This window comes from Roseburia zhanii (assembly GCF_014287635.1).
Taxonomy (GTDB): domain Bacteria; phylum Bacillota; class Clostridia; order Lachnospirales; family Lachnospiraceae; genus Roseburia_B; species Roseburia_B zhanii.
Genome location: NZ_JACOPH010000005.1, coordinates 156805 through 176948 on the forward strand (window position 1 = coordinate 156805; position 20144 = coordinate 176948).

Annotated in this window: 15 protein-coding genes and 1 riboswitch; of the genes, 1 reads left to right on the forward strand and 14 read right to left on the reverse strand. The window is 41.1% G+C overall.

Annotated features, from left to right (window positions below):
• Nucleotides 1-25: 25 nt before the first annotated feature.
• The 8 genes from H8S17_RS08270 to H8S17_RS08305 form a co-directional block, all read right to left on the reverse strand.
• Nucleotides 26-640, reverse strand: a complete 615-nt coding sequence (locus H8S17_RS08270; RefSeq protein WP_178050324.1) for a cytidylate kinase-like family protein — start codon at nucleotides 638-640, stop codon at nucleotides 26-28.
• Between the two features lie 11 nt (nucleotides 641-651).
• The gene (locus H8S17_RS08275) at nucleotides 652-2319 is read right to left on the reverse strand and encodes an amidohydrolase (RefSeq protein WP_186866935.1); all 1668 of its coding nucleotides are present in this window, start codon (nucleotides 2317-2319) and stop codon (nucleotides 652-654) included.
• Nucleotides 2316-3671 carry a Na+/H+ antiporter NhaC family protein gene (locus H8S17_RS08280; RefSeq protein ID WP_186866936.1) on the reverse strand — a complete coding sequence of 452 codons (1356 nt, stop codon included), beginning with the start codon at nucleotides 3669-3671 and terminating at the stop codon, nucleotides 2316-2318. The genes H8S17_RS08275 and H8S17_RS08280 overlap by 4 nt, the downstream gene beginning before the upstream one ends.
• Before the next feature lie 280 nt (nucleotides 3672-3951).
• Nucleotides 3952-4383 (reverse strand): FMN-binding protein, encoded by a 432-nt coding sequence (locus H8S17_RS08285; RefSeq protein WP_178050401.1) that lies wholly within the window; start codon nucleotides 4381-4383, stop codon nucleotides 3952-3954.
• 78 nt (nucleotides 4384-4461) lie between these two features.
• Nucleotides 4462-5193, reverse strand: a complete 732-nt coding sequence (gene pflA / locus H8S17_RS08290; RefSeq protein ID WP_186866937.1) for a pyruvate formate-lyase-activating protein — start codon at nucleotides 5191-5193, stop codon at nucleotides 4462-4464.
• Between the two features lie 228 nt (nucleotides 5194-5421).
• Complete coding sequence (pflB, locus tag H8S17_RS08295; protein WP_186866938.1) at nucleotides 5422-7650, reverse strand: formate C-acetyltransferase; 2229 nt, start codon at nucleotides 7648-7650, stop codon at nucleotides 5422-5424.
• 232 nt (nucleotides 7651-7882) lie between these two features.
• Nucleotides 7883-7962, reverse strand: a riboswitch (ZMP/ZTP riboswitch).
• Nucleotides 7963-8004: 42 nt separating this feature from the next.
• Nucleotides 8005-8445 (reverse strand): hypothetical protein, encoded by a 441-nt coding sequence (locus H8S17_RS08300; protein ID WP_186866939.1) that lies wholly within the window; start codon nucleotides 8443-8445, stop codon nucleotides 8005-8007.
• Nucleotides 8438-8890, reverse strand: coding sequence for a helix-turn-helix domain-containing protein (locus H8S17_RS08305; RefSeq protein WP_186866940.1), 453 nt, complete (start codon nucleotides 8888-8890; stop codon nucleotides 8438-8440). The genes H8S17_RS08300 and H8S17_RS08305 overlap by 8 nt, the downstream gene beginning before the upstream one ends.
• Nucleotides 8891-9408: 518 nt before the next feature.
• Here H8S17_RS08305 and H8S17_RS08310 point away from each other — a divergent pair.
• Nucleotides 9409-13011, forward strand: a complete 3603-nt coding sequence (locus tag H8S17_RS08310) for a leucine-rich repeat protein (RefSeq protein ID WP_186866941.1) — start codon at nucleotides 9409-9411, stop codon at nucleotides 13009-13011.
• A gap of 44 nt (nucleotides 13012-13055) precedes the next feature.
• Here the strand turns inward: H8S17_RS08310 and H8S17_RS08315 are convergent, their stop codons facing one another.
• From H8S17_RS08315 to cbiD, 6 genes are read right to left on the reverse strand one after another with little or no spacing between them, the layout of a single operon-like run.
• On the reverse strand, nucleotides 13056-14429 hold the full coding sequence (locus H8S17_RS08315) for a cobyrinate a,c-diamide synthase (RefSeq protein ID WP_186866942.1): 1374 nt from the start codon (nucleotides 14427-14429) through the stop codon (nucleotides 13056-13058).
• Complete coding sequence (gene cobK, locus H8S17_RS08320) at nucleotides 14419-16473, reverse strand: precorrin-6A reductase (protein WP_186866943.1); 2055 nt, start codon at nucleotides 16471-16473, stop codon at nucleotides 14419-14421. Before cobK ends, H8S17_RS08315 begins: the two co-directional genes overlap by 11 nt.
• Entirely contained in the window at nucleotides 16439-17200 is a 762-nt protein-coding gene (gene cobJ / locus H8S17_RS08325) for a precorrin-3B C(17)-methyltransferase (protein WP_178050393.1), read from the reverse strand. Before cobJ ends, cobK begins: the two co-directional genes overlap by 35 nt.
• Nucleotides 17190-18227, reverse strand: coding sequence for a cobalt-precorrin 5A hydrolase (locus H8S17_RS08330; protein ID WP_243238015.1), 1038 nt, complete (start codon nucleotides 18225-18227; stop codon nucleotides 17190-17192). Before H8S17_RS08330 ends, cobJ begins: the two co-directional genes overlap by 11 nt.
• Before the next feature lie 22 nt (nucleotides 18228-18249).
• Nucleotides 18250-19032, reverse strand: a complete 783-nt coding sequence (gene cobM / locus H8S17_RS08335; RefSeq protein WP_186866945.1) for a precorrin-4 C(11)-methyltransferase — start codon at nucleotides 19030-19032, stop codon at nucleotides 18250-18252.
• Nucleotides 18996-20126: a cobalt-precorrin-5B (C(1))-methyltransferase CbiD gene (gene cbiD, locus H8S17_RS08340; protein WP_186866946.1), complete on the reverse strand. Its 1131-nt coding sequence runs from the start codon at nucleotides 20124-20126 to the stop codon at nucleotides 18996-18998. Before cbiD ends, cobM begins: the two co-directional genes overlap by 37 nt.
• Between the last annotated feature and the right edge of the window lie 18 nt (nucleotides 20127-20144).

Genomic DNA, 20144 nt, shown 5'->3' on the forward strand with positions numbered 1-20144 from the left:
AAGCCGCCTATTGACATCCGGATCCTTACAAACGGAATCGCCGTTTGACTGCCTCCACTAAATAATCAGCCGTTCCTTCAATTCCAAGCAGTGTACTGTCGATCATAATGTCCTTATGGTTTTTATCATCCGGCAGGTATCCCGCAAAATTCATATGATAAGAATCTCTCGCCTCATCTACGGCTACGATCATCTTACGTGCTTCGTTAATATCCATTTTCAGATCTTCCACACAATGCTGTACACGTACTTCATATGGTGCATAGATATAAATATGGATCACATTTTCCATCTCACTTAACGTAAAATCAGAACACCGTCCTACAATGATACAGCTTTCTTTTTCAGCTAAAAACTGGATGATATTCTGCTGTGCTTCAAAGATCTTATCCTGTGTAGAACTGATTCCTTTTCCTAATGGAAACATCATTCTCGAAAATGGGTTCGCCACGACCTTTTTTGCACTTTCTTCTTCTTCATCGACAACAGAAACCGGCAGGTTTAATTTTTTTGCTGCCTGATCTACGATGTCCCTGTCATAATATTCGATCCCTAATTTTTCACTCATCTTTTTTGCGATCGGTCTTCCAAGACTTCCGAACTGTCTGGTGATCGTCACAACATATTTCGTTTTTTCCATTTTGTTCCTCCTTAAACTGCATAGATCTCTTTTCCTTCAAAGATATTGACCACTACTTTTGTATCTTCAATCTGCTCCGTTGGTATTTCAAAGAGATTATCGCTTAAAACAATCAGATTTGCCAGTTTTCCTTCTTCTAATGTTCCCATTTCTTTGTCTGCATGATATACCTTTGCCGCTCCGGTCGTATATGCCTTGAGTGCCTCTGCCATTTCTAAGGTTTCCCATGGGTTGTGGCAGACCACATTTCCTGCATCATCTCTCCTTGTGACTGCGGCATAGATCGTCTTAAACGGATCGATCGTCACTACAGGGAAATCGGTTCCGATCGCAATTTCCCCACCTGCACGATGGATCGTTCTGACCGGCCACTCATACTCACAGCGTTCTGCGCCGATACGGAAAATCTTATCATTATTAGACAAAGTCACATGATACGGCTGCATGGATGGGATCACGCGGAGTTTTGCAAAACGGCCAATATCTGCCGGATGGATATTTTCAATATGTTCGATCGTATTAAAAAGTCCTTTCTCACCATTTATTTTAACGGATTCTTCATATATATCAAGTGCCATTCGCACTGATCCGTCTGCAATACAGTGTAAACGTACCTGTATTCCGGCTTTATTTGCCGCAATGATCTCCTGCTGCATTTTTTCTTTTGGCCAGAGTGGCAAGCCCTCACCGCAGGTTTCCGGTTTATCTGTATATGGCTCCAGCAAAAGACCTGTATAGGTTTCTGTGACTCCATCAATAAATCCTTTTAATCCTGCAATATGAAAATGTGGAGAATCATAATGCTCTTTCATTTTAAAATAAGGTGAAAATTCTGTATATCCGAATAATTTTGTATAAGCATAGACATGTGCGGCAAGTCCTTCTTCTTCATCGATCTCTTTTAACAGATCATAGCTTTCATAAGTCGCATCCACATAATCATTTGCAAACATTTCACTGACTGCACTGATTCCATAGCTGCTTAATACTTTCTGGAAGTTTCGATGGATCTTTAATAATTCCTCTTTTGTAAAATCCATAAATTTTTCATTTGCCGGCTCACATGCTGCCGGTTCCATCAACAGTCCGCTCAATTCTCCATTTTCAAAAGTTCCGATGATCCCATTCGGAAAATCCGGATCCGGCTTGATCTCTGCCTCCTCTAAAGCTTTTGTATTCATCCAGAAACTGTGGCAGTCTGCACATTGTAAATACACCGGTATATCCGGCAGTATGGCATCTAAGCTTCGCTTGTCCGGCAATGGTGCATTATCCCAGTTTCCTACAAACCAGCCGGTTCCACGGATACGTTTCAGATCAGGGTGTGCATCTGCAAACGCTTTTATCATCTCTACACATTCTTCCTGTGACTTACATTCCCCTAAAGTATCGCAGACATAATCACTTGCCGTTACCGCTCCTGAAAATACATGGGTATGTGCATCCATAAAGGATGGTAAGATCAGTTTATCCCCATAATCTTTTAATGGATATGCCTGATATTCTTCGCTTTCTGCTGCATCCCATGGCAGGATCTTCTCTATTTTTTTATCCTCGATCATAATTGTCTTTGGTTCCGGTTTATCGCTGACTGCATCAAATACCTGTCTGCTTCTTACTATATATTTCATATCTTCACCATTCCTTTGTTCTGCTGCTGTATAAACCGTAACGATCACATCACCGCTCCACAGATGATAAATCCTATAATAGATGCCACGGCTGCGATAATGACATATGGAAGCTGTGACATGGCATGTTCAATATTATCGATACCGGCACTTGTGGACGAAAGAAGTGTCGCATCTGTATAAAAGCAGGCATGGCTTCCGAATGCACCACCGGAAATGATTGCTGCCATGATCAGGATTGGATTTGCTCCGATGACTGCACCAAGCGGAAATACGATCGGTGCTACAACTGCACTCATGCCCCATAAGGAACCTGTACAGAATGTAAGTGCTGCAACTAAGACAAATGCCATTGCAGGGAATAAAGTCCCCTTTAAGAGTGGCTGCATCACCTGAATGATAAAGTCTGTCATTTCAAGGCTTTCTGTTGTTTTCTGTAATACAAAAGCGATCATAAGCAGTGTCAGGATCGGAAGCATATCTGCAAATCCTTTGATGATAAGATTGAAAAATTCATCTAATGTCACTACTTTTGTCGGAAGATAAAGCACAAAACAGATCAAAAGCGCCACGATCACTGCCAGTAACAGATTACCGGTTACCACTGCGATCGCTACTAATGCGATCATCGGAATTAAGAAGTTCCAGATATTTCCTTCTTCTTCAAATCCTTTTCTTTCTTCGTGGTTATACTTTCTGCTGGCATCGCTGTACACTTTTCCGGTTTCTGCGACACGTTTATAAGCAGCTTTCATACTTCCTAATTTTGGCATGATACCTAATGAAAACAGCAGAACGATCAATAAGGTGATGATCGGATAAAAGCAAAACGGAATTGCATGGATATATGCCTGAATACCGGTTGCATAGCCTAAGGCTTTTACGCTTTCTTCTTCCTCAAACAGACTTGCGTAAAATACTGCCCATGTGGAAAACGGAAGCAATACACACACCGGAGCACCGGTTGCATCTAACATATAAGCTAAAGTTTCCCTTGGTATCTTCCGCTTGTCATATACACCTTTCATGCAGACACCGATGGATAACACATTCAGATAATCATCCACAAAGATCAGCACACCTAAGATAAAGGAAGCTAATAATGTCCGTTTTTCGTTGGTACAGATCTTAGAGATCACTTTTGAAAAACCAAACGTTCCTTTTGATGCCTGCAGCAGTGCGATCAGACTGCCAAACAGTCCACAGACTAAAACGATCCAGACATTATCTGCAAATACCTCCTGCAAGATCGTACACCACTGTACTAAGAAATCTTTTCCATATAGTACAAGTGTCGCTAACAATGACCCCCCAATTAAAAACTCCACACATCTTCTTGTGGTGATCGCACCAACGATGACCACTAAGATGATCAGTACTGCAATAAGACCATGTGACATATCCGGCTCCTTTCCATGCAAAAAAGGGCATACATTCTCCTGTATGCCCCTTTGCACCTTTTTCTTTCTGTAATTTTTTCATGCTAAAGATAAGAGTCAGCATTCGTAACTATGAAACTGTTAAATAGTTAAGAATAAAAAATGCGTATATACTACTTCTATAGTATATACGCCATCGTATCTGTCTTCTTATCTTCTTTAATTGCTACTATCTTACTACAATTTATTGCTATTTTCAATAATACTTTTTAAGTATATTCGTAATTAAAATTACGCCTGATCACTCCACTTCTGCTTTCGTCAATGCATCATTTACTGCATTTAACAGTACCATCGATGTGTACTGGTTATCCTTGTCATAAGAAATATTTTCTGTTGACTGCTTGGTGATGATCTGATCTGCTAAACTTTCGGCAGCCGGCTGCATCAGTGGATACATAGCTGATACAGTTTCATCTAAATTGACTAATGAGATGGATCTGATCCTGCTCTCATCTACTACCACCTGTACATCCATCGTACTGTCATTTAACTGTACCGTAGACGTATATACTCCGGCAACATACGTCATGGTTTCTACCGCTTTTTCTTTCTGCTTTGGAAGAAACATACATATCAACAGCAGTATCAGCAGTATTCCAAGTCCTGCAAATATCAATGTATATATCATCTCTTTCATATGAAGAACTACGATCTTCGTCTTGGCACTCAACTTGCTTCCTCCGATTCCCCTGATTACTAAAGTTTATGATGCAGGAGAAGATTTATGCCAAAATGATAGCAATTCTGTTTATTTCCACGCAGCACACACGATCTCATAGGCAGCTTTTGCTTCTGCTTTTGACATCTGCGGTGTATCTTTGAGTGGATAGTCGATCCCTAGATTTTCATACTTTGGAACTGCTAATGCATGATAAGGCAGCAGTTCTAATTTTTCTACATTCGGAAGTGTCTTTAAATATCTTCCTAATGCTTCAAGTTCTTCTCTTTGATCTGTAATTCCCGGCACAGATACATGGCGTATCCACACTGGGATATTGTGTTCTTTCAAAAATCCCGCAAAGGCAAAGACTGCCTTGTTAGAATGTCCTGTCAGTTTCTGATGTTCTGTATCTTCTATATGTTTGATATCTAACATGACAAGATCTGTCACTTTGACTAATTCTAAAAATTTCTCCATTTTATCAGGATCATTTTGATCAAACAGGATTCCTGATGTATCTAAACAGGTATGGATTCCCTTTTCTTTTGCTTTTTGAAATAATTCTAATAAAAAATCGATCTGAAGCAACGGCTCTCCACCGGTGGCTGTGATCCCACCAGTGGTATAAAAAACACGGTTGCGTTCATATTTTTCTAAAATTTCATCTGCCTCTGTCTGTGTACCGTCTTTCATCTGCCATGTGTCCGGATTGTGGCAATACAGACACCGCATCGGACACCCCTGAAAAAATACAACAAAGCGGACACCCGGACCATCTACGGTGCCAAAAGTTTCGAGTGAATGAATATATCCTGACATAAGATCCTCCTTTTTGTGCCCGCTTGTATACTCATGTGGTTTTAACCTTTTGAACCTTACATGATACCTGCGGATTGCTCCGTGCTCCGCACTCCCACAATCCTTCCCAATATTCGCATATCGTGGGATTCTCATTCCACTTTTATGCTCATATTGGGGCGGTTCAAGAAGGTTTCTAACCACATATGGGCAAGCTCATGTGGTTAAAACCTTTTGAACCTGGTATCATTACATCCTTTCATGGAATGTACGGGCAATAACTTCATCCTGCTGCTCTTTTGTAAGTTTGATAAAGTTTACAGCATAACCGGATACACGGATTGTAAGCTGTGGGTAAAGCTCCGGATGTTTCTGTGCATCTAATAAAGTATCTTTATTTAAAACGTTGACATTTAAATGATGTCCACCTTTAGCTACATAACCATCTAATAATGCGATTAAGTTCTTCTCTGCATCTTCGGTATCTTTTCCGAGTGCATCCGGCACGATCGTAAAGGTATTTGAGATACCATCCTGTGAATCCATAAATGGAAGTTTTGCAACAGATGCTAACGATGCTACTGCACCATTGGTATCCCGTCCATGCATCGGGTTTGCGCCCGGTGCAAATGCTACACCACGCTTTCTGCCGTCCGGTGTAGATCCTGTATTCTTACCATAAGATACATTAGAAGTAATCGTAAGAATAGATGTTGTAGGAACACCGCCACGGTATGTATGGTTTCCTTTAATATAGGAAATAAACGTATGAAGTACATCCTGTGCTAAGGAATCTACACGGTCATCATCATTACCATATTTTGGGAAATCTCCTTCAATCTCAAAATCAATGGCAATCCCATTCTCGTCACGGATCGGTTTTACTTTTGCATATTTAATAGCAGAAAGTGAATCTGCAACAACACTCATTCCTGCAATTCCTGTTGCAAACCAGCGTTTTACCTGTTTGTCATGTAATGCCATCTGTATCTTCTCATAGGAATATTTATCATGCATATAATGAATGATATTTAAAGCATTGACATATACACTTGCTAACCATTTCATCATATCCTTATATTTATCCCAGACTTCGTCAAAATCTAAATATTCTGATGTGATTGGACGGTATTTCGGACCTACCTGTTTGCCGCTCATCTCATCCACACCGCCGTTGATCGCATAAAGCAGGCACTTTGCAAGGTTTGCCCTTGCTCCAAAGAACTGCATTTCCTTACCGATCCTCATGGAAGATACACAACACGCAATACCGTAATCATCACCATGTACCACACGCATGATATCATCATTTTCATACTGGATCGCAGAATGTTTGATGGAAATTTCAGAGCAGAACTTTTTAAAGTTATCCGGCAGTTTTACAGACCAGAGTACCGTCATGTTTGGTTCCGGTGCTGCACCGATATTATTTAAAGTATTTAAGTAACGGTAAGACATCTTTGTTACCATGCTTCTGCCATCTACACCAATACCACCGATGGACTCTGTTACCCATGTAGGATCTCCGGCAAAAATGGAATTGTATTCCGGTGTTCTTGCAAACTTGATGCAGCGGAGTTTCATAACGAACTGGTCAATGATCTCCTGAATGTCTTTTTCTGTAAATGTACCTTCTGCAAGATCACGCTCTGCGTAAATATCTAAGAATGTAGAAGTACGTCCAAGACTCATTGCCGCACCGTTCTGTTCTTTGACTGCTGCTAAATATGCAAAGTAAACAGCCTGTGCTGCCTCTAATACATTCGTTGCAGGTTTTGAAATATCGCAGCCATAGATCTCTGCTAATTTCTTTAACATTTCTAAGGCACGGATCTGTTCGGATAATTCTTCTCTTTCACGGATAACATCTGAATACATGATGATCCTTGTGGAATCTTTTTGTGCCTTTTTATCTTCGATCAGACGGTCTACACCATAAAGTGCTACCCTTCTGTAATCTCCGATGATACGTCCCCGTCCGTATGCATCCGGAAGTCCTGTGATGATATGGGCACTTCTGCACGCACGCATCTCCGGTGTATACGCATCAAACACACCTGCGTTATGTGTTTTTCTATGGGTTGTGAAATATTCGACTACTTCCGGATCTACCTGATAGTCATTGTCTTCACACGCTTTGACCGCCATACGGATTCCACCGTATACCTGTAAGGCACGTTTAAATGGCTTGTCTGTCTGGAAGCCTACGATCTTTTCTTTATCTTTATTCAAATATCCCGGTCCATGGGAGGTAATGGTTGAAACCACTTTTGTGTCCATATCCAATACTCCGCCGGCTTCTCTCTCCTGTTTTGACAGTTCTAATACCTGATCCCATAAATCTAAGGTATCCTGTGTCGGTCCCTCTAAGAATGTATCATCCCCATCATATGGATGATAGTTTAATTGGATAAAATCTCTGACGTTTACTTCTTTTTCCCAGGCTCCTCCATGAAAGCCTCTCCATGCATTCTGCATTTCTTTACCTCCTGATTCAAAATATGTTAGTTTGCTCTAGCTGTAGTTAGTTTATTCTAACCAGCATGTTTTGTCAAGAGTTCCTCATGTACCGAATTTCATACATACGTATCTGCAATTTGTCTGCAGACACCCGGATACTGTTTCCTTATCCCCGGAACATATCAAATCCTGCTTCGTTATATGGACATTCTTTTGGATATTTCATATAACAAAAAACCGGCACATCCGGACTCCTCGCCCAGACGGTCGGCATTCATATCGTTATACTTCATGTGGTTTACTCCACTTCCGTCAGTCATATAACTGTTATCAGTAAAACACGGATTTTAAAAATTGTCAACCATTTTTTCTTCATCCCTGCGGTATGCTCTCATACTGCATCATATAGTCCACATCATCCACTGAATAATAGATAATACGTTCTTTCGCTGCCTGCGACATACCGAGTTTTTCTGCCTGTTCCCTGACCCAGCGGTAATCGACATTTCCATGCATACGCTTCTCTGCTTCCTGATTCTCTTTTTTCAGTTCCGATACTGCGATCTTAAGATCTGCAATATGTTCTTCCTTCTCTCTTGCCTGCATGGCAAGCGTGACCATACCGATACACAGGCTGATCATCATAATTCCTGCCACAGAAAGCAGTACCATATATTTTTTGGCCAGAGCAATCTGTTCTTTATGTTCTAAATACTGCTCTAAGCGCAACTGCTCCTGCCGCTCCTTTTTACGGCTGTATTCCATTAAGCACTCTGCTACAAACAGGGCACTGTTATTGTCTAAACTACTCAAACCTTCTCATCCTCGCTGTCATTTCTTCTAACTGCCTGATACCGCCACGCATGGCAATCCTGAAGATCCCCTTATCTTCGATCACTTCTGTCACTGTCACAAATCCCGTTTCCTGATCCTGACAGATCTTCTGCCATTTTTCCTGACAGGCTTCTAATTCTTTCTGGTCTGTATATGGAATCGTCACCATCAGACAGCCTTCTGCTTCTGTCTGTGATCCTTCCTGCAGGAATGCAGAAGCGACATCTTCTATGTGCACAACCTTCTGCCCTCCTGTATCTACCTCCGAAAACAGCCGGTTAATATCTTCTTCCGTAAAACGCCATTGGACACCGATCTTTCTGCCCTGCAATGTGCCATCTTTCAGATAATTACGGATAGTTCTGCTCGTAAGACCTGTCAATTCTGCCACATCTGCTACGGTATACAATTTCTGTTCTAGCATTCTGGCATCCTCCCATTTTTTCATTATATTTCATTTATTTTCCTATGTAAATACTTAATTTATATTTTTTACATATTTCTTCTTTTATTTACACTCATTTTCATTTATTTTGTATATATTTCATTTAATCACATTCTTTTTCACAAATTTTCATATTACAAAAAACGAAACCATAGGGAACGTTCAGCTAACGCCATTCGCAAAACTATTACTGAAAATTCTAACTTTTTGGCTAGTTGACTTCGGAAAATTGCATCTTTTATAATAAATTTATACAAGGGTCAAGAAATCAGAAATCGTTCCTGCTTGCAGGATAAGATTTCTGACTTGTTGACCCGCTCACACATGAGGAAGTAGCGATTTCCTTTTGGAAATCGGCGGATTCCGAATGTGTGTAGAATTGCGGGAGTTGCACAGCAACGGAGCAATTCGTGTATCAAATGCGGGGCAAAATACCTTTTGACCCGCATATCATAGGGGCAACTCATTAAAATAAAATATAGAAAAGGAGAAAGATTATGACAAATCTGAAAAAGAAAGCATGGCTATTTCTGGCACTGTTTGCCTTATTGACACTGCTTCCACTGTCTGCTGCCAAAGTGAAAGCAGACGAGAAATCACCCGCTGCAAGCGGCACTTTAGGGAAAACAAAGGTCACTTATACCTTCGACGAAGAAAGCGGTACACTGACCTTGTCCGGCACCGGATATACCCCAACGTATTCCGGCAATGATACCCCGTTCTATCAATGCACAACGATCAAGCATATTGTGATCGAAGAAGGTGTCACAAGCTTACGTCAATGGCTCTTTTATGAACTTACCGGTGTGGAAAGCGTATCCATTCCATCTACCGTTACCTCGATTGACCGTGATGCATTTGCAGGTACATCTGTAATCGGGGACGGCTTTACGATCTCTGCTGACAATACAGAGTTTACAAGTGTAGACGGCTCTTTATTTAATAAGAACAAGACCATCTTGTATAAATATGCTGATAAAGATGCTTCTGTATATGAAGATTATACGATTCCGTCTGGTGTCACTATGATCTATGGCAATGCATTTTGTTCTGAAACTACGCTTGGCACTTTGACTTTAACTGGTAAAGCATTACAATTAAATGAATATGCACTCAGCGAACCACAGATCAAACATCTGGTGCTTGGGGAAGGTGTCACTTTTTTAGCTGCCAAAAACAAACTGTCAGCTGCAACACTTTTAGATACTGAGATTACGATTCCGGCATCATTAAAAGAATTACAGAATAGTGGCAGCAATCTTTTTGAAAATACCAAATTTGAAAACATCCATGTAGCCGACAACCACCCGAATTATTATGAAATCGACGGTGTTGTGATTGACCGAAATACAAACGAACTTGTATTTTATCCACGCGGCAGAAAAGATACTTCTTATACAACCCCTGACAAGGTATCTTCCATTGCAAAATATGCCATCCAGAATGACAATCTGAAATCCGTTACGTTATCATATAATGTAGAAAAATTAAATTCCACAGCTATTTACGGTTCTTCTATTGAAACATATACCGTTCTCAATCCATTTATGGAATGTGCAGACACAGTCTTTGGGATCAATAATAAACTGCCAAGCTTAAAAGAGATCCGTACTTACAAAAATTCGACACTGACTGCTTATATTTATCTAAAAGACATTAATTTCATTAACAAACTGTCTTATCTGCCGGATTGTGAAACACACACGATCGACGCAGACAGACATATCGATCCTACCTGTACGGAAAATGGAAAGGATCTCTGCCACATCTGTGGTACACAGATCGAGAATCCTGCCCTTGAGCCTTTAGGACATGACTATGTTACAACGATCGTAGAGCCTACCTGTGCTTCTAAAGGATTTACGCTCCATTCCTGTTCGCGTGGGGACAGTGTCTATGCAGATAACGAAACAGAAATGCTTTCAGAACATGTCATGGAAGATGCTGATATGGCAGACTATGACAGCAGCACAAATGAAGAAATCCACTCCTGTAAGTATCGCCGTTCGGTAGAAATTCCGATTGCCCAGATACTTCCGGAATCAGCACATCCTTATGATAATAACCTTGACACCACTTATGAACTGTCCTATCCGGGAGCAAAGAAGATCAAGATCAAATTTGATGATAAGTCAATCCTCGCTCCATATGACAGGATAAAGTTCTATAAGAACTCCGTTTCAAATGCAAACCTCTTACAGTCCATAGGTCCCGGTAATCATTACGATCAGGAATTTACATTTGAAACTGACCATCTGATCATAAACCTGACTTCAGATGCAAAAGATACCAATTATGGATTTAAGGTCATTTCCGCAACTGCAATCACAGATGGCTGTGGATATATTGAACGTAAGAAACATACGGCACACTTAGAAACAGCAATAGATGGCACTCCGTCTACCTGTACCACGAAGGGTGAAACAAAATACATGTGTATCATCTGTGCCGCAACATGGACAACGGAAGATGAACTTGCACCACACGTTCCAAGACCAAGTTATCGTGTAGAACCAACCTGTACAAAAGATGGTTATGATAAATGTACCTACTGTGAAGCCATCATCCCAAATCCTGATTTAGGAAAGCTGGGACACGACTACACAGATACCGTTGCAGCACCGACCTGTTTTTCGGAAGGTTATACCCTGCACAGATGTAAACGCTGTCATCTTGCTTATAAGGATAACATTACTCCAAAAACCGCATCGCATACATTCGGTGATGTCTACTATGATACAGCCACGAAGGAAGAAGTCAGGGAATGTACAGCCGGACATGCATCACAGACATTCACTGAAAACCTTCCTGAATCTGTACATCCTTTTAAAGATACATCAACGGAATATTATGAGGTCTCCTGTCCCGGTGCCACTAAAATAGAAATCGCATTTGATGAAACAACTGATCTTAAATCTGAGATCAGCACAGGTGCCATACATGTTTATGATACAAATGAAGATGTTGCAAATTATTTAGAATTTTTACAAAATGACATTCCTTCAAAGACAAGAACCTATGATACTGACAATGTACTTCTGAAAGTAAATTATTCGGCAGGATGCTATGGTTTTAAAATCAAATCCGTAACTGCTTATTATGAGCCATGTAACCATACAGAACGGACACCACATACCGAACATACCGAAATTGTGAAAAATGATACAGATTCTACCTGTCAGACTAAAGGAAAAACAACCTATTTCTGCACCCTGTGTAATCAGACAACCAGAATTGTTGAAAAAGAACTTGCAGACCACAGTTATTTAGGCGGTAAATGCAGATGGTGTGATGAAGAACATCATGTTGGCGGTTTTTCCAACATCAATGTCGATGAATTTGGTATCTTAACCTGGGATGCAGTAGATAATGCGGATTTTTATAGCGTCTTTCTGCGTGACAAAGAAGCTACCGACAAGTCTTATCAGATGATCACCAGTCGTCTGGCACAGACACGCTTTGATCTTTCTTCCTTTATAGAAGATGGCAAAACTTACTACATCGGACTTTGGGGAATGAGTGAAACTTATGATGATGATGTAGATAGTATTCCATTTGAATTTACTTATCATGCGCACAAACATGATTTTAGCGGTAACAAACAATTCTGTACCTGTGGTGCCAAAAATCCTGACTATGTCGATCCATCCACCACACCAGTGACACCTTCCGAGCCTCCCACACCGTCGAAGCCATCACAGGGTACAACCGGTACTCCTGCACCGGTAACACCAGCTCCGTCACAGACAACGGAAGGAACGGATACCACACAGACACCAGCTAATTCCGAAACACCGCAGAATACGGTAACCGCACCAAAAGCGACGTCCATCAAGTCGGTAAAAGGTAAGAAAAAATCTGTGCTGATCAAATGGAAAAAGGTCAAAGATGCAAACGGATATGAAATCCAGCTTGCTACAGATAAAAAATTTAAAAAGAATAAAAAGACCATAACGATCAAAAAGCAGACAACACGTACAACCGCAAAGAAATTAAAAGCAAAGAAAAAATACTTTGTACGCATCCGTACTTATAAGGTTGTAAATGGTAAAAAAACTTATGCTTCATGGTCAAAAGTGAAAACTGTGAGAACAAAATAATGAAAATGATAAGAGCTGATCACCATAAAAAGTGATCAGCTCTCTTATTTCTGCCTATATTCTATGGTTTTTTCTACAAAACGCTTTGCAAATAGTGGGTTAGAAGGATAGTAAAGATGTGGAAATCCCATCCAGTGATCCTTTCCTGCGATCACACAGGGATAACTTCTGCCTGTAACCGGTTTTATGGCAGTACAGTCATTACCATTTTTTTCACTGTCATAATAATGAAATTCATGTCCCCGTATCCGTTCTCCTTCCCCTAAAAAATGATTGCCGGATTCCTGTATTTCGATATATCCAAAACGAACTAATTTTCCGGTATCATAACAATCTGCTAAAACTGCTCCGACCATAGGATAGGAATGGTCATCCTGAGTCCGGATTGCTTTATGCAGATACATAAAACCACCACACTCTGCAACAACCGGCATACCATCTTCTATCTTTTTCCGTATATCCTCTCGCATTGCTGTATTTTTACTGAGTTCTGCTGCATATAATTCAGGATAGCCGCCCACTAACAATATCCCGCTGCACCCATAGGGTAATGCCTGATCGTGGATTGGTGAAAAATATGCTATCTTTGCACCATATTCCTGTAATAACCGAAGATTATCCTCATAGAAAAAACAAAACGCTTCATCTTTTGCCACAGCAATCACAGGGGCATCTTCTGTGGGGGTCTTTTTTGGGCTCTCATCTAAAACCTTTTCACAGGAAAGATCTGCTGCAGCTTTTGCTATTTCCATGATCTGCTTTATAGAAACTGTCATCTGAATTTCTTCTGACACTTCCTTTAGTTTTTCTTTGATATCTTCCATTTCAGTTGGCATTTTAAGTCCTAAATGTCTGCTTTCTATCTGAAACTGCCGTTTATCCGGAAAATATCCTACAACAGCAATGTCTAATTCTTTCTCGATCAAAGGCCTGAGCATTTCATAATATCCCTTAGACATCCGGTTTAAGATCACACCTTTGATCAGATGTTCACTATCATATGCTAAAAATCCACCGATCAATGGAATGACAGAACGCCCCATTCCCTTTGCATCTATCACTAAGATAACCGGAGTCTTTGTCACTTTTGCCAGATGATAAGACGATCCTTCCTCTCTTACACCGGAAAGTCCGTCAAAAAGTCCCATAACGCCTTCTAAAACTGCAATATCAGCTTTGCCTGCACTCTTTTCAAAACTCTTTTTTGTTTTTTCTTCTCCTGTAAAAAAAGTATCCAGATTTTTAGATGGAATACCGATCACCTTGCGATGAAACATGGGATCGATGTAATCAGGTCCACACTTAAAAGATATGACCTTCTGTCCCATATCTTTAAATGTCTGTAATAATGCACATGTCATGATCGTTTTTCCGCTTCCGCTTTTCGGTGCAGCGATCATCAACCGGTTAATTTTCATCCTGCATCACCTCTCTAAATGAAAATGAACAGATCCAGACAGGATTTTCTGCCTGCATCAGATGGTAGTTTCCAAGATGTCTGCTCCTGCTAACCTGCATCAGGATCACATCTTCCTCTCTGACCGGAAACAGGGATAAAACCTCTTTCATTTCACAGATAGTTTCCATGCTGACCGCATTGAGCACGATCCGCATATGTGGATTTTTCTGATACAAAACAGTTAAAATCTCTTTTAACTTTTCACCACTCCCACCGATAAATGCATGGGTAGGTACCGGAAGTTTTAAAAGTCCCTCCGGTGCTTCTGCTCTGATGATCTGTATATTTTCGAGTTCTGCTTTTTTCTGATTCTTTTCAATCAGATTGGCTGCCTCTGCCTTCTTTTCGATAGCAAATACACTGACACTTGAAGATAGTCCTGCTATCTCAACTGCAATCGATCCTGTTCCACTTCCAATATCATATACGACTGCATTCTGATGTAATTTCAGCTTACAGATGCTGACATCCCTGACTTCTTCTTTTGTCATAGGCACCCGCTCCCTGATAAATTCTGCATCTGCCTTTCCATGTGTCAGCCGTTTTTCTTCTGCCTCTGGATTTTGGATCAGACAGGTATAGAGTCCTTCTTTTGATATTGCAGTACATTCTTCAGGAGTCAGTGTAAGTATCTGCTGATCAGGATAAGATAAGTGGTAGCCTGCTGTCACTATACATTGTTCTAAACCGGCATTAACTAATAACTGACCTAATGCCCTGACATCCGATGCTCCTGACATTAACAAAAACAGTTTCTTTTCATGCCGGATCTTCTGTGTAAGATTCCTTATTTTTTTCCCATGTATACTGCATATGGCAGCATCCTGATAACTTTCTCCGATACAGGCAGCTAAATAAGCAACCGACGAAATACCTGACAGTATACGGACAGATGCATACAACCGCTTTGCATCAATCTCTGTCTGTAATGCCTGATATAATTTCTGACACCCACTGTAAAAACCACTATCACCGGAAAAAAGCACAACTATTTTTCTGCTTTCTCCCATCCACTCTTTTCCCTGCATCTGTTTTAAATAGGGAATGATCTGATCTGCTGTATACAAAGGCTTTTTTTCGATTCGTGCCTGATATCCTGCGATCATCCTCTCTGCCCCTAATAATACATCCGCACTTTCTATTGCCTGTCTCACTTCTTCAGTAAGGTTCTCCCTGCTTCCCATGCCTACACCGGCAAGTATCACTTCAAACGGTCTGTTCCATCTGATCTCTTTTTCACAGATCTCCTCTAACCGTTTAGAGACTTCCCAAAAAGAATATCCTTCTTCTTCTCTCTCCTGGCCGATCACAAATGTCAATATTCCGGCTCTTTTTGCCGCTTCTGTTTTTTCTTTATAACCACCGGCTCTGCCGCTTCTTTTCGTCACAAGACACTTGATCTGGTATTGTCTTATCATGGCTTCATTCATCTCTGTGGTAAATGGTCCCTGCAATGCCAGTATCTGTTTTCCTGCGATCCCATGCTCCATACAGATACTAAGGCTCTCCATTCCCGGTAATATGCGCACATAAAGCCTGTGTTTCAATGCTTCATCTGATGCATAGACTGCTAATTCCTTACTTCCGGTCGTAAGAAGGATATTCCCTTCTACCTGTTCTAATGCCTTTGCGCAGGATTTGTGATCCTCAAATGTAACGATCTGACCGTTTCTGCCATCGCAGTCTTTTTCATCTACTTCTCTCTTTAAACGCAGATACGGGATCCTGGTGTCTTTCATGCTCTCCTTAATATTTTCCGTCACAACGGCTGCGTAAGGATGTGTGGCATCTACAACAGCTGCAAAATCATGCTCTGCTAAAAACTTCTGCATCTCTTTTTGATCCATTCTCCCCTGATGAACCGTTCTATAAGGATGCTCTCCTAAAACAATCTCTCCATATTCCGTCGCAACACATACGGTATGTGCAATGCCTGCTTCTGCTAAACATTCCGATAATTTTCTTCCTTCAGTTGTTCCTGCAAATATCAGTATTTCTTTCAATTTGATACCCTCTCTTTGTCAGCAGTTTTCCATTGACAATACTTGAATTTGAATTGCCGATAAATACTGTTGTAAACATATTTACTTCTGTTTCCCTTAATTCTTTTAATGTACAGGTTACTGCTTTTGTACCTTCCCTGCCAATGTTTTCCACGTAACCACAAGCACGCTCCTCCTCGATCACCTGTAACAGAATATCACAGGCTCTCATCAGATAATCTTTTCTCTTATGGCTTGATGGATTGTAAATAGCAATGACAAAATCCCCCTCTGCTGCAGCGATCAGACGTTTTTTTATCTTTTCCCATGGTGTCAGCAGGTCACTTAAACTGATAACACAAAAATCATGGTTTAACGGTGCTCCTAACACAGCCGCCCCGCTGCACGCTGCTGTAATTCCGGGAATCACTGTAAGTTCTATATCAGGATATTCCCTGTTTAATTCATACATTAAAGAAGCTAGTCCATAGATCCCTGCATCACCACTACAGATCAAGGCTACCTGTTTTCCCTTTGCCGCTTCTTCAAAACACAGTCTGCACCGTTTTGTTTCCTGCTTCATCGGAGTGGTCATCATTTCTTTCTCTGCAAACCGCTCCCCTAATAGTTTGATATAGACCGTATAACCGATAATGACATCGGATGCTTCTAATGCTTCTAGTGCTTCTACTGTCATCATTTCTTCTTTCCCCGGTCCCATTCCTATAATATAGATCCTATTCTTCACTAAAAGACACCTTCCATTCTCTTTTTGAAATTGCGATCGTCATTCCATTTTCTGCATGTTTCCCTAAAATGATCTTTCCGTCCATTCCGCAAGCTGCAAGAGCTGCCCGTTCACATACATTATCAACACCGACCTGTTCTTTTACAAAATCAGATACATGAAATTCCCCTTTTACTTCCTGTAATTGTGCTGATGAAAACGTATAAAACGGGATTCGTTTCTTCCTGCTAAAACTAAGAAATCCTTCCTCGTTTTTCTTCTGCTCTATTGATGCTAATGCTACTATCTGTTCTTCATCGATCCCTGCCATTTTTATGGTTCTATGGATCAGTTCTTCTATCGCATCTGCTTCTTTTCCTTTTTTGCAGCCCATTCCAATGATATATTCTTTTGGTCTTAACAAAAGCAATGCATCTGTTTCTGTTTTGTCAGCTGTGATCAGGACATCTGCTGTCTGTACCGGTGGATATGGGATGAACCGAATACCAGACGGACATTCAGATGGATCTGAAAGATGTCCTGCCTCTACAGATATTGTAATTTCCCTGCCTGCTAATACTTTTGCAGATATCTTTGCGATCCCGTCTTTATTGACAACATGAAGACCGTTTCTCTTTGCAAATAAATCCACAGCAAATTTCCGGTTAATATCTGTTGCCGTTGTGATCACAGGAACCGCACCTATCTTTTCTGCTATCCGACAGGCAGTTTCATTTGCACCGCCCATGTGACCGGAAAGTATGGGAATGATATACCTTCCCTTCTCATCTGCCACAAGCACCGGACTATCCTTCCGTTTATCCGTTATACATGGTGCAACTGCCCTGACTGCGATTCCACATGCGCCTATAAACAGCAGGGTATGATGTGCCTGCATCTGCTTTTTTGTCCATTCCCCGATACGCTCCTCTACGAACTCCACCGGAAAGAAAGACTCTGTGCTTTGGATATATGAACACTTTGCAGCAACCGCAATATCTTCTGATCCCATATCACAGGCACATGTTTGTGCGATTTTCTGTGCCAATTGTAACCCCTGCTCCGTAAAACTAATGATTCTTAGTCCCATACTCTGTTTCCTTTGCCTGTCTGTATTCTGTTGAAAAATCCGGTGCATACAATCTCGACTTATGATAATGCAGATGTGCGATCGCATCTCCCACTAATACGATGGCAGTCTTTGTGATCCCATGCTCTGCTGCCGTTTTCTGTAAAGTTTCTATCGTACAGACATATGCCTGCTCCTCTTTCCATGTCGCTTTGTAAACAAGTGCTGCCGGTGTTTCTTTTCTATATCCTCCTGCGATCAGTTTTTCACTTAATTCTGCTAACATTCCTGTACTTAAATAGACTGCCATTGATGCCTGATGCATGGCAAAACTTTCGATACTTTCCTTCGGGGGAACTTTTGTCTTTCCCTCCATTCTTGTAATGATCAATGACTGTGAGATTCCCGGCAGTGTATATTCTAAATTCAAGGACGCCGCCGCACCAAAACAGGCACTCACTCCCGGACAGCTCTCATATTCGATGCCCGCTGTATCCAGTGCATCCATCTGTTCTCTAATGGCACCATAAATACTCGGATCACCTGTATGTAATCTGACAAGCATTTTTCCTTCTGCCTGTGCCTGCTTCATCACTTCGATCACTTCATCTAATGTCATCTTTGCACTGTTATATATTTCACATTCCGCTTTTGCATACTCTAATAGTTCTGCGTTCACTAAAGAGCCTGCATAGATGATCACATCGGCATCTTCAAGCAGTCTCATTCCCCTGACTGTGATCAGATCTACGGCTCCTGTTCCTGCACCAACAAAGTAAACCATTCAAAAACCTCCTTACTTTTTGCTAATTCTCCAAATTCATTCGAATACATGATACAATCGATCTTCATCTTTCCATTTGCACGTTTATCCAGATAATAACAAATCCGCTCCATTGCCTGATCCATGACCTGTTTTTGCTTTCCACATTCTTTTAAAATGCGTACAGCTTCTTCTGTCGTCACACATTCTAAGATCCTGCATACCTGCTCTGTTTCTACACCATTTTGAATGGCAAAGGCAGCTAATAATTCCATTCTGCAGTCCCCTTCCCTGGAATGTGTATTCATAATACCACCTGCCACTTTGATCAATTTACCGATATGTCCGGTAAAGAGCATTTTCTGAAATCCCAATTCTACTGCCATATCAATCGTGGCGCCCACAAAATTACTGCATTTAACACTTTTATCTAAATCATAGCCATATGTTTTTTTCATAAAGTCCAATCCATAATTACCGGGAGAAACCGCCACATGATCATATCCTTGTGCCCTTCTCTGTTTTAATTCCACCCGGATCGTATCTAAGATTGCCTGATTGCTCATAGGTTCCACGATCCCGCTCGTTCCAAGAATCGAAATTCCGCCTATGATGCCAAGTCTGGGATTGAATGTCTGTTCTGCAAGCTGTATGCCATCCGGCACCATGATCTCAACGTTTAGATTTCCCTGATAATCCAAAAGTTTACATACCTGCAATACCTCTTTCGTGATCATTTCCCTCGGTACATGGTTGATCGCCGCATTGCCGACCGGCTGGTCTAAACCGGGTTTTGTCACGCGCCCTACTCCGATTCCACCATCAATGAATACTTCCGGGCTTGCCTGCTTTGTAAGGATATCTTCTCCCTCAAAAGAAACTTTTGCATAGATCAACGCTCCTGTTGTGATATCAGGATCATCTCCCCCGTCCTTTTCTACTGCACAGCTTACTTCATGTTCACTTCGCCTGATATCTAAAATCTTAGCAGTAAACGTTATGCCCTTTGGAGTTTCTATTGTAATCGATGTTTTATTTCTGCCGCTTAAGAGCATATATGCTGCTGCTTTTGCCGCTGCTGCTGCACAGCTCCCCGTTGTAAAACCATACCGCATCCGTTTCATCCTCTTATC